The 14,516-nt window shown below is 52.8% G+C and carries 10 protein-coding genes; 7 read left to right on the plus strand and 3 right to left on the minus strand.

Features of this window, described 5'->3' with window-relative positions; all coding sequences use genetic code 11:
- Positions 1–29: 29 nt before the first annotated feature.
- The 4 genes from carB to FCL47_RS03140 all read left to right on the plus strand — a co-directional run bounded on the left by carB (position 30) and on the right by FCL47_RS03140 (position 8,464).
- Positions 30–3,251: a carbamoyl-phosphate synthase large subunit gene (carB, locus tag FCL47_RS03125; RefSeq protein ID WP_136811982.1), complete on the plus strand. Its 3,222-nt coding sequence runs from the start codon at positions 30–32 to the stop codon at positions 3,249–3,251.
- Between the two features lie 238 nt (positions 3,252–3,489).
- Positions 3,490–5,496 (plus strand): ATP-dependent zinc metalloprotease FtsH, encoded by a 2,007-nt coding sequence (gene ftsH / locus FCL47_RS03130; RefSeq protein WP_136811983.1) that lies wholly within the window; start codon positions 3,490–3,492, stop codon positions 5,494–5,496.
- Positions 5,496–6,305 carry a dihydropteroate synthase gene (folP, locus tag FCL47_RS03135; RefSeq protein WP_205747197.1) on the plus strand — a complete coding sequence of 270 codons (810 nt, stop codon included), beginning with the start codon at positions 5,496–5,498 and terminating at the stop codon, positions 6,303–6,305. The genes ftsH and folP overlap by 1 nt, the downstream gene beginning before the upstream one ends.
- Before the next feature lie 29 nt (positions 6,306–6,334).
- A complete protein-coding gene (locus FCL47_RS03140) occupies positions 6,335–8,464 on the plus strand; it encodes a Tex family protein (RefSeq protein ID WP_136811984.1) in 2,130 nt (709 codons plus the stop codon).
- A 74-nt stretch (positions 8,465–8,538) separates the two neighbouring features.
- On the opposite strand, the gene FCL47_RS03145 is transcribed toward FCL47_RS03140, so the two are convergent.
- The 3 genes from FCL47_RS03145 to FCL47_RS03155 all read right to left on the minus strand — a co-directional run bounded on the left by FCL47_RS03145 (position 8,539) and on the right by FCL47_RS03155 (position 11,148).
- On the minus strand, positions 8,539–9,231 hold the full coding sequence (locus FCL47_RS03145; RefSeq protein ID WP_136811985.1) for a septal ring lytic transglycosylase RlpA family protein: 693 nt from the start codon (positions 9,229–9,231) through the stop codon (positions 8,539–8,541).
- A 132-nt stretch (positions 9,232–9,363) separates the two neighbouring features.
- The gene (gene rarD / locus FCL47_RS03150) at positions 9,364–10,281 is read right to left on the minus strand and encodes an EamA family transporter RarD (RefSeq protein WP_205747198.1); all 918 of its coding nucleotides are present in this window, start codon (positions 10,279–10,281) and stop codon (positions 9,364–9,366) included.
- Positions 10,282–10,395: 114 nt separating this feature from the next.
- Positions 10,396–11,148, minus strand: coding sequence for a cytochrome c biogenesis CcdA family protein (locus FCL47_RS03155; protein WP_136811986.1), 753 nt, complete (start codon positions 11,146–11,148; stop codon positions 10,396–10,398).
- Positions 11,149–11,450: 302 nt separating this feature from the next.
- Here FCL47_RS03155 and FCL47_RS03160 point away from each other — a divergent pair, with 302 nt between their 5' ends.
- The 3 genes from FCL47_RS03160 to FCL47_RS03170 all read left to right on the plus strand — a co-directional run bounded on the left by FCL47_RS03160 (position 11,451) and on the right by FCL47_RS03170 (position 14,495).
- Positions 11,451–12,908, plus strand: a complete 1,458-nt coding sequence (locus FCL47_RS03160; RefSeq protein ID WP_136811987.1) for a TolC family protein — start codon at positions 11,451–11,453, stop codon at positions 12,906–12,908.
- Positions 12,909–13,033: 125 nt separating this feature from the next.
- The gene (locus FCL47_RS03165) at positions 13,034–13,510 is read left to right on the plus strand and encodes an alpha/beta fold hydrolase (protein WP_240744112.1); all 477 of its coding nucleotides are present in this window, start codon (positions 13,034–13,036) and stop codon (positions 13,508–13,510) included.
- Positions 13,511–13,613: 103 nt separating this feature from the next.
- Entirely contained in the window at positions 13,614–14,495 is an 882-nt protein-coding gene (locus FCL47_RS03170; protein ID WP_136811988.1) for a universal stress protein, read from the plus strand.
- The last annotated feature ends 21 nt before the right edge of the window (positions 14,496–14,516 follow it).

The following is a 14,516-nucleotide window of genomic DNA, read 5'->3' on the forward strand; positions in this document are numbered from 1 at the left end:
CAAGGGTCAACATAAAATAAAAAAATAACATGCCGAAAAGAACAGATATCAAAAAAATCCTCATCATCGGCTCCGGCCCCATCATTATCAGCCAGGCCTGCGAATTCGACTACTCCGGTGCCCAGGCCGTAAAGGCCCTCAAAGAGGAGGGGTATGAGGTCGTCCTCATCAACTCCAATCCGGCAACGATCATGACCGACCCGGAACTGGCCGACAGTACCTATATCGAGCCGATTACCCCGGAATTCATCGCCAAAGTCATTGAAAAAGAGCGCCCCGATGCCATGCTGCCGACCCTGGGCGGCCAGACCGCACTCAATGCCGCCATCAAAGTGGCTGAAATGGGGATTCTTGAAAAATACAACGTTGAGCTGCTTGCGGCCAATATTGCGGTTATTAAAAAAGCCGAAGGCCGCGAAGAATTTCGCGACGCCATGCGCAAGATAAACCTCAAAGTCCCCGAATCAAGAATTGTTAAAACCCTTGAAGCGGCGATTATCGCAGGCGACGAACTCGGTTTTCCAATCATCGTCCGACCGAGCTTTACCCTGGGCGGCACCGGTGGCGGGGTTGCCTATAACCGCCAGGAACTGGTGGAACTCTGCACCTCCGGCCTGGATTTGTCCATGACCACCGAAGTCATGCTGGAGCGCAGTCTGCTGGGCTGGAAAGAGTATGAACTGGAGGTGATGCGCGATAAGAACGACAACGTCGTGATCATCTGCTCCATTGAAAATGTCGACGCCATGGGCGTGCATACCGGTGACAGCATCACCGTTGCCCCGGCCCAGACCCTGACCGATCGCGAATACCAGGAAATGCGCGATGCAGCCATCGCCATCATCCGGGAGATCGGCGTGGAAACCGGCGGATCAAATGTTCAGTTTGCCGTCAACCCAGAAGATGGCGAACTGATGGTCATCGAGATGAACCCCCGGGTGTCGAGAAGCTCGGCTCTGGCCTCCAAGGCCACCGGTTTTCCCATCGCCAAGATTGCCGCCAAGCTGGCCGTCGGCTACACCCTTGACGAGTTGACCAACGACATCACCCGCGAGACGCTTGCCGCCTTTGAACCGAGCATTGATTATTGCGTGGTCAAAATCCCCCGCTGGACCTTTGAAAAATTTCCCGAGGCCGACGATGTCCTGACCACCTCCATGAAATCGGTCGGGGAAACCATGTCCATCGGCAGGACCTTTAAAGAGGCCTTTCAAAAGGCGATGCGCTCCCTGGAAACGGGACGTTTCGGCTTCGGCGGCGACGGCAAGCAGCTGCTTGACCACCTTGACCCGGAAGACCTGGCCCGGGGACTGCGAATCCCCAGCTCAAAACGCATCTCTTTTATCTATGAAGCATTAAAGCGCAATATGAGTCTGGATGAGTTGTATGACCTGACCAAAATTGATCGCTGGTTTCTCTTCAATTTTCAACAAATTATCGACACCGAACGAGACATCTCCGCGCGTGGTTTTCAGGGCCTGGATCCGGAGTTCCTGCGATTTTGCAAGGAAAGAGGTTTTTCCGACCAGCAGCTCGCCTACTTAACCGGCACCTCCGAAGACGACATTCGCCAGCTGCGCAAAAAACTGGATATTCTGCCGGTATATAAACTGGTCGACACCTGTGCCGCCGAGTTCGAGTCATATACGCCGTATTACTACTCAACCTACGAGCAGGAAAATGAAGCCAAAAAAACCGACGGCAAGAAAATAATTATCCTCGGCGGCGGCCCCAACCGTATCGGTCAGGGTATTGAGTTTGATTACTGCTGCGTTCACGCGGCATTTGCCTTAAGAGAGATCGGCGTTGAATCGATCATGATCAACTCCAACCCGGAAACGGTATCCACCGACTATGACACCTCGGACAAGCTGTTCTTTGAGCCGCTGACCCGGGAAGATGTGCTGAACATCATTGACCAGGAACAACCGGACGGCATCATCGTCCAGTTCGGCGGCCAGACCCCGCTTAACCTGGCCGTTCCCCTGGCGGAAGCGGGCGTAAAAATTGTCGGCACCCAGCCCGATGCCATCGACCGGGCCGAAGACCGGAAAAGGTTCCAGCAGTTTCTGCAGAAACTCAACCTGCGCCAACCTGACAACGACACCGTTCATACCCTTGACGAGGCCCTCGCCGCCGCCAATCGCATCGGCTACCCGGTCGTGGTCCGGCCATCGTACGTCCTTGGCGGCAGGGACATGCGTATCGTTTACAATGACCAGGGCATCAAGGATTTCATGCTGGCAGTCGGGGGCACCTCGCTGGAGCACCCAATACTGATCGATAAATTTTTAAAAGATGCAATCGAAATAGACGTCGACGCCATCTGCGACGGGCGGCAAACCATTATCGGCGGCATTCTTGAGCACGTGGAAGAGGCCGGCATCCATTCGGGTGATTCGTGCTCCATTCTGCCCCCGCACACCCTGTCGGCGGATCTCATCGAGGAGATCAAACGAGCCAGCAGGGCCATGGCTGAAGAACTCGGGGTCATCGGCCTGATGAACGTGCAGTTCGCCGTCAAAGACAAACAGCTCTATATCCTTGAGGTCAACCCACGCGCTTCACGCACGGTCCCCTTTGTCAGCAAGGCAACGGGAGTCCCGCTGGCCAAACTCGCCACCAAGGTGATGATGGGTGCTACGCTGCAGGAACTTGGCCTGACAACTGAAGTTGAAATCAAACACTGGGCGGTCAAAGAGTCGGTCTTCCCCTTCGATCGTTTTGAAAAAGTCGATACCCTGCTCGGCCCGGAAATGAAATCCACCGGTGAGGTAATGGGCATCGACGACAACCTGGGGCTGGCCATCGCCAAGGCCCATCTGGCGGCAAGCTCGAAGGTCCCCGCATCCGGCAATGTTTTTATCAGCGTGCGCGACAACGACAAGGCAGCCGTGCTCCCCGTGGCCAGGGCGCTGGTCGAACTCGATTTCACTATCTTCGCCACCACCGCCACCGCGGCCTTCCTGCAGAAAGCGGGTGTTGCCTGCGAACTGATCAACAAGATCTCGCAGGGCAGACCACATATTCTAGACAAGATCCAGGACGGCCAGATCTCCTGGATTGTCAACACCTCGATGGGCCGGCGCACCACCGAAGATTCCTATTTGATCCGAAGAGCGGCTCTGGTCTACCATATTCCCTATACGACCACCATCAGCGGTGCAGCCGCTCTGGTCAAGGGGATACAGGAATTAAAGAACAACGAGATGGTGGTCCATCCTGTCCAATACTTTACACAATCATTATGAGTGAATAAAATATATGAAGATCCTGCTCGACATTCTCGCTTTTTGATTTACCTTAAGGGGGCACGGATCGAGAAAACACCAATGGGGCATAATTATGCGCTCATTGGGGAACTGCAGTATTTGCCTGCAAAACAAAATAGTTAAAACACATCTTAACCACTGGTCATACGTACCTTGTACTGTCTTTACAAAAAACAGAAAGGCAGTACAGGGAAACCAGGAGCCACCGGAGGGGTCGTTGAATACTTTCTATAAAAATTTGAGCATGTGGCTGGTGATTGGTCTGACCATGATCCTCCTTTTCAATCTTTTCAATAAGCCGCAGAGCAACGTGACTTCGCTGACCTACAGCGAATTCATGTCCAGTGTGGCGAATAAGGCGATCAATCGTGTCACTATCAGCGGCGATGTGCTTACAGGCACCCTGCAGGATGGCAAGCCGTTCCAGACCGTGTATCCTCCAAACGACAGCGAGCTGATTTCCATTCTCCGTCAGTCAGGGGTAGATATCAATGTCAAAGAAACCCAGAAAGATTCGTGGTTGATGACTATTTTCGTCTCCTGGTTCCCGATGCTTCTCCTCATCGGCGTCTGGGTCTTTTTTATGCGCCAGATGCAGGGCGGCGGCAAGGGCGGCGCGCTCTCCTTTGGTAAAAACAGGGCCAGATTGACGGAACAGAGTAACAATAAAGTTACTTTTGCCGATGTTGCCGGAATCGACGAGGCGAAAGAAGAACTGGAAGAGATTGTCGATTTTCTGAAAGACCCGGGTAAGTTCACCGCCCTCGGCGGCAGGATTCCAACCGGCGTGCTGCTGGCCGGTGCACCGGGAACGGGAAAGACCCTGCTGGCCAAAGCCATAGCTGGAGAAGCCGACGTGCCTTTTTTCTCTATCTCCGGCTCAGACTTTGTCGAGATGTTTGTTGGTGTCGGTGCATCCCGTGTCCGTGACATGTTTGCCCAGGGCAAAAAAAGTGCACCCTGCATTATCTTTATCGACGAGATCGATGCCGTTGGTCGACACCGTGGCGCAGGCCTCGGCGGCGGTCACGATGAGCGCGAGCAGACACTGAACCAGCTGCTCGTCGAGATGGATGGGTTTGAAACCAACGACGGAGTCATTATCGTCGCGGCAACCAACAGACCCGATGTCCTTGACCCCGCCCTGCTGCGTCCAGGACGTTTTGACCGCCAGGTGATTGTGCCGGTGCCTGATGTCGGCGGACGGCAGAAAATCCTGTCGATATATGCCAAGAAAACCAAGATGGCCGCCAATATTGATCTTGAAATCCTCGCCCGGGGAACCCCTGGTTTCACCGGAGCTGACCTGGAGAACCTGGTCAACGAAGCGGCCCTGATGGCCGCCCGGAAGGGGGCCAAGGAAATTACTCTCGACCTGCTGGAAATGGCCAAAGACAAGATCATGATGGGCTCGGAACGACGGTCGATGATTATCAATGAGAAAGAAAAGAAAGTTACGGCATATCATGAGGCAGGCCATGCACTTGTGGCCTGGCTGCTGCCTGACACAGACCCGATCCATAAGGTGACGATTATCCCCCGTGGTCGGGCCCTTGGTCTGACCATGCAGTTGCCGACCGATGATAAGTATACGCATTCGAAAAAGGATTTGAAAAACAGTCTCTGCATTCTTTACGGCGGCAGGATCGCCGAAAAAATCATCTTTGACGAGATTACCACCGGAGCCGGCAACGATATTGAACGGGCTTCCGGGCTGGCCAGGAAAATGGTCTGCGAATGGGGTATGAGCGATGATCTCGGCGCGCTTACCTACGGCAAAAAAGAAGAGCAGATTTTTCTTGGCAGGGAAATTGGCCATAACCGCGATTTCAGTGAGGAAACCGCGAGGCTGATCGATATTTCGGTACGAAGATTTATCGACGAGGCTATGGCGACCGTGACCAATCTTCTCGAAGAGCACCGGGATATCCTTACCATGATGGCGGAAGAACTCCTGGAAAAAGAAACCATTGTGCTCACCGATCTGGAGCGAATGGTCGAAGAACTCCGGCCGGGCAAATACACGGCCAAGATGAAAAAAGTCAAGAAGCCGGCAGCGAAGGTTCAACCGGCACCGGAAGAAAGTGCTGCCGAGCCGGTTGACGCCAGCGGGGAAACAGCTGCCAGCGAACAACCCGAAGACACAACTCACGCAAGTGCACCGGAAAACGAAGGTGCTTCGCCAGCTGACGAAAAAGAGAATAAAGGGTCAGACAACCAGTAATGGCTGCGGTTGCCATGCAGATAATGGGTATCCTCAATGTGACGCCCGATTCCTTTTCCGATGGTGGCAGGTACGCGGAATTTGAATCGGCCGTAACCCAGGCAGGCGAGCTTATCGCAGCCGGGGCGGATATCCTTGATGTGGGCGGGGAGTCAACCCGCCCTTTTGCCGATCCGGTGGACACAGAAGAAGAACTGCGCCGGGTCATTCCGGTTATCAAGGCGATTCGCCAGAAGTACGCTCTTCCCATCTCCATCGATACCACAAAAGCCGTTGTCGCCCGGGAGGCACTCCAGGCGGGTGCCAATATTATCAACGATATCTCAGCCCTGGCCAAAGATCCGGAAATGATTGAAGTGGTCAGGGCAAGCAGTGTCCCGGTGATCATCATGCATATGCAGGGAACGCCGTCTGATATGCAGATCGAGCCGTTCTATGAGGATGTGGTCGCCGAAATTATAGATTTTTTCCAAGAACGCATTGCCTGGATCACCGGCAAGGGCGTTGACCGCCACCGCCTCATTCTTGATCCCGGTATCGGTTTTGGTAAGACCCTGCAGCACAATCTGTCGCTCATCAAACATCTTTCCGCTTTTTCATGTTTTAATCTCCCCCTGCTCCTCGGCCATAGCCGGAAACGTTTTCTTGGAACGATTACCGGAATCCAAGCGGAAAAAGAGCGTGATCTCGCCACTGCTGTTATCGCCGCGTTATGCGCCGACCAGAATATCGCCATGGTCAGAGTACATAATGTCGCGGCCACCCGCCAGGCACTGCTGCTTGCAGAGGCTGTCCGGTCCGCAGAATAATCCATGCAGGCGGCACCTCAGGGCAGCAGATGATTTCTGAACAAACATATCCCGATACTATCGCCCGCCGACTGAATATCTCGACAGCTCAGGTTATCGGCACCCTGAATCTCTTTGCCGAAGGAGGAACCGTTCCGTTCATCGCCAGATATCGAAAGGAGGCGACCGGTTCGCTCGATGAAGTTGCCATTCTGGCGATCCAGGACCAGCACCGGGAACTGATTGAAATAGATAAACGGCGAACGGCGATAGCCGAGTCCCTGCTTAAAAACGACCTGCTCACAGACACTCTTGCCAGGCAGATACAGCACGCGCAAAGTCTGCCTGAACTTGAAGACATCTATCTCCCCTACCGCCCCAAACGAAAAACACGGGGCGTTGCCGCCCGGGAAAAAGGTCTCGCCCCCCTGGCCGAACAAATCATGGCCGGAAAGTGCCGCTCCAGTGATATCAGATCATACCTCGACCCGGACAAAGGGGTTGTTAGCGAGCAGGACGCCCTCGGCGGGGCACGGGATATTATCGCCGAGGATATTGCCGAACACCAGCCGACCCGGGCCGAACTGCGCCGCCTCTTTCAGACCCAGGCGGTTGTCGAGGCAAAAGTGGTCAAGAAAAATATCGACCAGGGGGAAAAGTTCAGGGATTATTTTGACTGGCAGGAACCGGCGGCCAAGGCTGCCGGTCATCGACTGCTGGCCATGTTCCGGGGTGAAAATGAAAAAATCATCAAGATCTCCATCCGCCCACCTGAAGAAAGCTGTCTGCGGCTCCTTAAAAAACGCCATCTACCGGCCACCCAGTGGCAAAAAGAAGTAACTGAAGCGATTGAAGACAGCTATCGGCGGCTCCTGGCACCTTCTCTGGAAAACGAACTCGGCAAAGAACTTAAAGCGCGGGCTGATGCCGAGGCAATCCAGGTTTTCGCCGATAATCTGCGACAGCTGCTTCTGGCTGCCCCCCTCGGAGGAAAACGAGTTCTTGCCCTGGATCCGGGCTACCGTACCGGTGCCAAACTCGTTGTTCTTGACGAACAGGGGAAACTCCTCGACCACACCACAATCTTCCCAACCCATGGCGGCAAAAAGCTTGCAGAAGCAGGTGAAGTCATATCCCGGCTGGTGGCCAGATACAACACGGAAGCCATCGGCATCGGCAACGGCACAGCCGGACGCGAAACAGAAGAGTTCATCCGATCCCTGGACCTCGACAGATCGATTATCATTACCCTGGTGAACGAAGACGGAGCCTCGATATATTCTGCCTCGGAAGCCGCCCGGACCGAGTTTCCCGACCAGGATATTACCGTGCGCGGGGCAATTTCCATTGGCCGAAGACTGCAGGATCCCCTGGCGGAACTGGTGAAAATCGATCCAAAATCAATCGGTGTCGGTCAGTATCAACACGATGTCAATCAGAATGCGCTGAAGAAAGCGCTTGGGGAAGTTGTGGAAAGCTGCGTCAACAGTGTCGGAGTGGAGCTGAACAGCGCCAGCGCCGAATTACTGACCTATGTCGCAGGGCTTGGTCGAACGCTTGCCGACAATATCCTGACGCACAGAAACAACAACGGCCCTTTTCAAACCAGGCAGCAACTGCTGGAGGTAGCCCGGCTCGGCCCCAAAGCCTTTGAGCAGAGTGCCGGTTTTCTGCGAGTGCGGGCAAGCAGCAATCCGCTAGACGGAAGCGGCGTCCATCCCGAACGCTACGGGCTGGTCAGAAAAATGGCCAGGGACTATGGCGTAACGGTTGAAGATTTATTGACTTCGGACACGGTACGCAAAACTGTTGATCTGAAAAGATATATTGACGATTCAACCGGTCTGCCCACCCTGACGGATATAATGGGGGAACTGGCGAAACCGGGCCGCGACCCGCGGCAGGCCTTTGAACAGTTCCATTTCTCCGATACAATCCATTGTATGGATGATCTCTGTGAGGGCATGCGTTTACCGGCCCTGATCACCAATATCACCCGCTTTGGCGCCTTTGCCGATATCGGTATAAAACAGGACGGCCTGATCCATATCAGTCAGCTTGCCGACCGGTTCATAAAAGATCCTGGGGAAGTGGTGAAAATAGGGCAGAAAGTGGAAGTACGTGTCGTCGAAATTGACACGAAAAGAAAGCGGATCGCCCTGTCCATGCGCAAAGGCTGATCGAAAAAGATGAAAACAAGCGAAGCGGCCGCTCGGATAATTCGCCGCCGCTCTCCCCTTGTGGCAGAACCGCGCTACAGTATCTCCATCTCAAGCGTATCAACCCCGTTCTCAACGAGCGAAAGCTGACTGGCCAGACCATAGGAAAGATCGATATCACGCCCTTCGACATATGGCCCTCGGTCGGTTATCGTTGCCACCGCAGTTTGCCCGGTCCGGGGATTCTTCAGTTCAACCCTGGTGCCTAACGGCAAATCCTTGTGGGCAATGGTATTGGCGTACATATCGTAAATATCGCCATTTGCCATAGCCCTTCCGTGGTAATCCTCTCCATACCAACTGGCAACCACTTCGGCGGGCGGCTGCGGACCAATCTGCCTGATCTCGAGCTTTTGGCCGACTTCGAGAAGTTCCGGATCGGTGATATTGTTATCGCGGATCAAATCCTGCGGATTAACATGAAATTGTTTGATGGCAAGCCCCCAGACGGTATCGCCCGGCTTTACAGTATATTGCGTCAGTTTGTCCGGCTGTGGTGCTGCCGTGCGCTTCGCGGATTCAGTATTTTTCGATGCGTCATCGAGAACAGCTGAAAAACTGCCTTTATCCACTGCAAGATTCGCCCCCTCCCGCACAAACCAGTTGCCATTTCGGTTTGATTTGCCAATGGCATCGGGATTTTGCGTGCGCAAGGTCTGCCAGTCCGTGCCCAGACGCTTGGTAACGAAAGCAATGGTGTCGCCTTTTTGTACGGTATATGCATTCATCGGAGCTGTATTTGTTTTGGTTTGCTACATGCCAACGGGCATCAATAATAATCTAAATGGGCTTAAATACGATCTCTCTCCTCTACATATCGGCAGGTTGAAAAATATCTTAACCGGAGAAGAGCAAAGTCGTCAGATATTTTCGGCCGGCCCGGCCACGGAGAGCACCTTTTTCTTATTTCGAAAGTGACGGAGCAGATTTTCTGCCATAAAAATTACCAGAGCGCTCCATATCAACATAAAGCCAACCATTCGTGCCGGTGGAAATTCTTCACCATAAATATAAATCCCGAGCAGGAGATTGATCGAAGGTGCCAGATATTGCATCAAACCAAGAGTGGATAATGGAATTTTCTGAGCGGCATAACCAAATAACAGCAACGGCACGGTGGTGATGAAGCCGGTGCCGACCAGAAGCAAAGTGCCGGAAAGGTCGATTCTGCCAAAAGAACCGCCGCCTTTCCAGGCAAGTCCGATAAGGACAGCCGCCGCAGGCAAAAAAAGGACCCCTGTCTCCAGGCAGAGTGCATCCAATGCACCGAGAGAATTCTTCTTATGCAACAGGCCGTAGAGGCCAAAACTGACCGCCAGGACAAGGGCAATCCAGGGGAACCTGCCGTAATAAAAGGTAAGATACAGAACACCAAGACCCGCGAGCAACAGGGCGAACCATTGAATCGGGCGCATCTTCTCCTGGAAGAAGATCATGCCAAAAAAGACGTTAATCAATGGGTTGATAAAATAGCCCAGGCTGGCCTCGACAATAAACCCGGCGTTAACCGCCCAGATATACAACAGCCAGTTGAGCGCCAGCAGCAGACCCGTGGTTGTAAAAGTGATAAGATTTTGCCTATCTTTCAACGCCTGCCGGAATATTGCCCGTCGACCGGTCAGAAAAACCAGGCCGAGAGTCAAAACCAGCGACCAGGACATCCGGTGACAGAGAATCTCATAGGCTGGTACTTGCTGCAAAAGTTTCCAATATGCCGGCAGCACCCCCCAGATTATAAAAGCACCGGCCGCAGCCATGAGTCCGGCAAAGTTTATCATTGATCCTCGCTGCAGGAAATGGGCAACATGGCGGACCCTTGCCGGAAAGCGGCATGGCTAAAAACAAAGAAGGTCATTATTGATGCACTCGTAACAAAATAAAATAAAGGAAGGTCAGGTAAAAAGGAGCCCGCTCGACAACCAATAGTAAACGATATAGCCCCCTGCCCCAATAAGAAGCAGGGCAGAGATTTTCTGCACATAGGGGACTATGCGACGAAGCGTTCCGATAACAACCCCCTCTTTGACCACGGTTATGCCGAGAGTCAGCAAGAGCATGATACTGCCCATGCCGAGAATATAACTGACAAACTGGAAGATCCCACCAATAAAATCCCCCGCAGCAATAGAACTGCCGACAACCATAAGGAAAATAGGCAGGGTGCAGCTCATGGATATAGCACCAAAAGCCATACCGAAAAGAAAAAATCCGAGAACAGACATTCGCCGCGGATCACTTATTTTCCCGGCGGCGGTAATAAAAAAATGAAAAGATAACGTATGCCCCAAAAGCATCCATATCCCGAGTAAAATCAAGCCGGCACCGACAACCACCGCAAACCAGGGCATTATTCCCATTAAAAAGGAACCACCCGCGGAGACTACAGCCCCGACGACACCAAACAACAGAGCAAAACCGGCGGTTACCATAAAGGCTATCCAAAAGGCCTTTACCACCCTCAGAAAAAAAGATTTCCGTCTAAATTCGCTGTCTTCGGCGCCCAGATAAAGGGTCAGGTACACCGGCAACATGGCAAAACCGCATGGATTCACAGCCGAAACCATACCGGCCCCAAAAGCATACCCAAAGGGGAGCAGCCCCGCTACCTGCCCCAGCCATCTGCTGATTTCTACCTGCGCGTCCATTACCTACCTATCAATATTTATAAAGTTATAAGAAAAAAAGGAACCTTACCATAACAGTTGCCGTTTTTATACACAGACGTTACATTTTATTCATTTCAGCCTCGATTTCAGCGTGCTATAGTGTGAAACATGCACTTTTTCAAAATCCAACGACAGGCGGTTCAGCTGATAGAGCGGACTCTCTTGAAAAGAACATTTACCGCGCCATCATGCGCTATTACCTTTTATTGAGCGGATAGGCGAAATCCACACCTGGACCCATACCATTTCCGACGAGTGCCAACATCACCTGAGGACAATTGATGCGCCATACAATTTTTGTCATTTTCGGCATACTGCTTCTCCCTGCATGTTTTACTGCTTACCCGGCAAACGCCGAAGATGTGGTAAAGATCGATTTGCGAAGCGCAGTGGAACAAGCCCTGAACAACAACCTCAACTTACAGCTTCGGCGAGAGGATGTGAACTCGGCAGAAGGAGCAGTCCTCAGTGCCGAGGGTGCCTTCGATATTGTTATCGATGCAGGCGCGAATGTCCAGAGCCAGGAGCTGACACCGATCATTTCCGGCGGCGCCGAAAAAGAAGATACCGGACAATGGCAGGCTGAGGCATCCAAAACATTTACCACGGGCACTTCGCTCAGCCTGAGCTGGAACAACAGCAGCCTTAATACCGATGCATACGGCATACTGCTCGATCCATCGTACAACTCCGGCCTCACCCTGGGATTACGGCAGCCACTGTTGAAAGGTTTTGGCCAGGAGGTTCAGACATCGCTGTTGCAATCCTCGCAAAAACAGCGGGAAGCAGCAAGCTACCAGGTAACCAGCGAGGCCGCCAATCTTGCCGCCGATGTGAAAATCGCCTACTGGAATCTGGTCTTCGCCCGGCAGAATATCGATGTACAGAAACTCTCTTTGAGCCTCGCCAGAAAATTGCTCAAAGAAACCGAGACAAAAATCAGTGCCGGAAGATTGGCTGAGGTAGAAATTTTCCAGCCGCAATCAGAGGTAGCCAGGCGCGAAGAGCTGCTGATCGCCGCCGAGCAGGCTATCGGCACGGCCGAAGATGCGCTGAAGATTCTCCTCAACAGCGACCAATGGCTAACCACCTTTCAACCGACCGATCAACCGACAACCGAACCGGTCAGTCTGGATCTGCGAACGATCGTCAACAACGCCATAACAAACAGACCGGATATCAAAGCAGCCGATCTGCTCATTGAAGCAGCACAATTTGCGGAAAAAAAGGCTAAGGACGATATCCGCCCCGACCTTTCTCTTGTCGGTGGAGTCGGCCTTGCCGGCACCTCCGACACCTATGGCGATTCAATCGACAACAGTGTTCGCAACCCGGACAACCTCTGGCAGGTCGGCGTGACCTTCTCCATGCCGCTTGAAAACAGAATCGCCAAAGGCAATTACCAGCAGGCCAAGGCCAGCCACTATCGGGCGAAGACCAACGCCGAAATCCTCCGGCAACAAATCCGGAAAAGTGCCAGAACCACTGTCAGGGATGTTCAGCTGGCGATTAAAGCACTCGATGCCACGCGAAAAACCAGTCTTGCCTCATCCAAAGCCCTTGAAGCGGAACAGGCAAAATTTGGTGCCGGCCGATCAACTACCCTTGATGTACTGACTGCACAAACAGCTTACGCCCAGGCGCTGAGCCAGGAGAACCAGACCAAAGTCAATTACGCCAACACCCTGGCTGAACTTGACCGCATCCAGGGGCTGATTACTTTCGCATCTTCACGATGATGGCTCCCGGAATCTTCCAAGGATACAAGGCAAAGAATACAAATCAAGGAATGTTTTTCTCCTGAAAACCTGCCACTCTTTTGCGTGCCCCCGCAGGATGGTTAATTTAATTGTTCGAGGAAACGATGAAAAACGCAATGTACTTCCTCCATGGCCTCGATTCTTCCGGAAACGGCACGAAGGGGCAATTTTTCGCCCGAAACTTCCCACAGGTTGTTCGTCCCGATTTTGCAGGCTCCCTGCCGGAGAGACTCAAGCAATTGACGGCACTCTGCACCCGGCACCACAAACTGCTCTTTATCGGCTCCAGTTTTGGCGGGTTGATGGCAACCTGCTACGCCATCCAGCATCCCCAACAGGTGGCCAGGCTGATCCTTCTGGCTCCGGCACTTAATTTTGCAGACTATCACCCCCCTGCCACACAGTTGCAGGTACCGACTCTTGTGGTCGTTGGCCAACATGATGCAGTGACTCCAGCCGCTGATGTTACCCGATTGGCCAAGGCAACATTTGCTGATCTGGAAATCAATATAGCCGATGACGATCACCTGCTGCATGCGACCTTTCATAGGCTCGACTGGCAGCACCTGCTGGCCGGATAACACCGTGCAGGCGACTCTACTCCCAAATTGCCCTGACGGCAAAACCGCATTACTGTATTGCCTATAAAGACAACACGTCTACATCCATCTTCAGGAGATCGGTATGAACAAACATTTTCTTGTCACTCTCAGCAACGATGTCGAGCATCTCTATGGAGTCCGGTTTATCTGCTCTTTTTTTAAAGAAATGTCCGAGCACCACCTGACCCTTCTCCATATATGCAGGCTCGAAGATAACAATAAAGGCCAGGCCCTGACCGAAATGTGGGCCGATCCCGCAGATAAAGCCGAGATCAATCTCACCGCCGGAGCAAAGCGATCCATTGATATGGCGAAAAGCCTGCTCAGTAAAAGCAGGATGGCCGTTGACAAGGTGATGACCAAAACGGTTGCCGAACGCTACGGCAAGGTAAAAGACATCCTGACCGAAGGATCCAGGGGGCTATATGACGCGATAATCCTTGGCCGACGTGCCTCGTATACCCTGCAGTGGGTTTTTGAAAGACCAGCGGACGAACTGGCCCAGCACATGATAAAAGACAATTGCTGTACCACCCCGCTGTGGATCTGCCCTGAGACGGAACCGGGCAGGAAAAACGTACTGTTGTGTATCGATGGATCGGAGGATGCTTTCCGGGCGGCGGATCATGTCGGCCACATCCTTTCGGCGCAGGACCACCACGCAGTAACGCTTTTTTACGTGAGCAACGCTTTAGGAGTAGACGGCAAAGAAATTTTTACCCGCGCTGAGTCTTTGCTTCTTGAGAATGGTGTCGGCAGCGAACGTATAAGTCGAAATACCACCTGGGGCTTATCGGTGCCCGGCTCAATTCTCAGTGAAGCGGCAAAAGGCAGCTACGCTGCCGTTGCTGTCGGTCTGCATGGTCTGGAACATGGCCTGATGAAAGATTTCAATATGGTGGGTGGAACGACATCCAAACTCATCAATAAACTGGAAAAAGCGGCGTTGTGGATCTGTCCGTAATGGGTGCAGATCCGGACAGAC

The sequence above is a fragment of the Desulfopila sp. IMCC35006 genome (assembly GCF_005116645.1).
Classification (GTDB): Bacteria; Desulfobacterota; Desulfobulbia; order Desulfobulbales; family Desulfocapsaceae; genus Desulforhopalus_A.

Coding starts and splice junctions, on each gene's coding strand:
- carB (WP_136811982.1), top strand. CDS start 30: ATGCCGAAAAGAACAGATATCAAAAAAATCCTCATCATCGGCTCCGGC.
- folP (WP_205747197.1), top strand. CDS start 5,496: ATGGCTGCGGTTGCCATGCAGATAATGGGTATCCTCAATGTGACGCCC.
- FCL47_RS03140 (WP_136811984.1), top strand. CDS start 6,335: ATGATTTCTGAACAAACATATCCCGATACTATCGCCCGCCGACTGAAT.
- FCL47_RS03145 (WP_136811985.1), bottom strand. CDS start 9,231: ATGAATGCATATACCGTACAAAAAGGCGACACCATTGCTTTCGTTACC.
- rarD (WP_205747198.1), bottom strand. CDS start 10,281: ATGATAAACTTTGCCGGACTCATGGCTGCGGCCGGTGCTTTTATAATC.
- FCL47_RS03155 (WP_136811986.1), bottom strand. CDS start 11,148: ATGGACGCGCAGGTAGAAATCAGCAGATGGCTGGGGCAGGTAGCGGGG.
- FCL47_RS03160 (WP_136811987.1), top strand. CDS start 11,451: ATGCGCCATACAATTTTTGTCATTTTCGGCATACTGCTTCTCCCTGCA.
- FCL47_RS03165 (WP_240744112.1), top strand. CDS start 13,034: ATGAAAAACGCAATGTACTTCCTCCATGGCCTCGATTCTTCCGGAAAC.
- FCL47_RS03170 (WP_136811988.1), top strand. CDS start 13,614: ATGAACAAACATTTTCTTGTCACTCTCAGCAACGATGTCGAGCATCTC.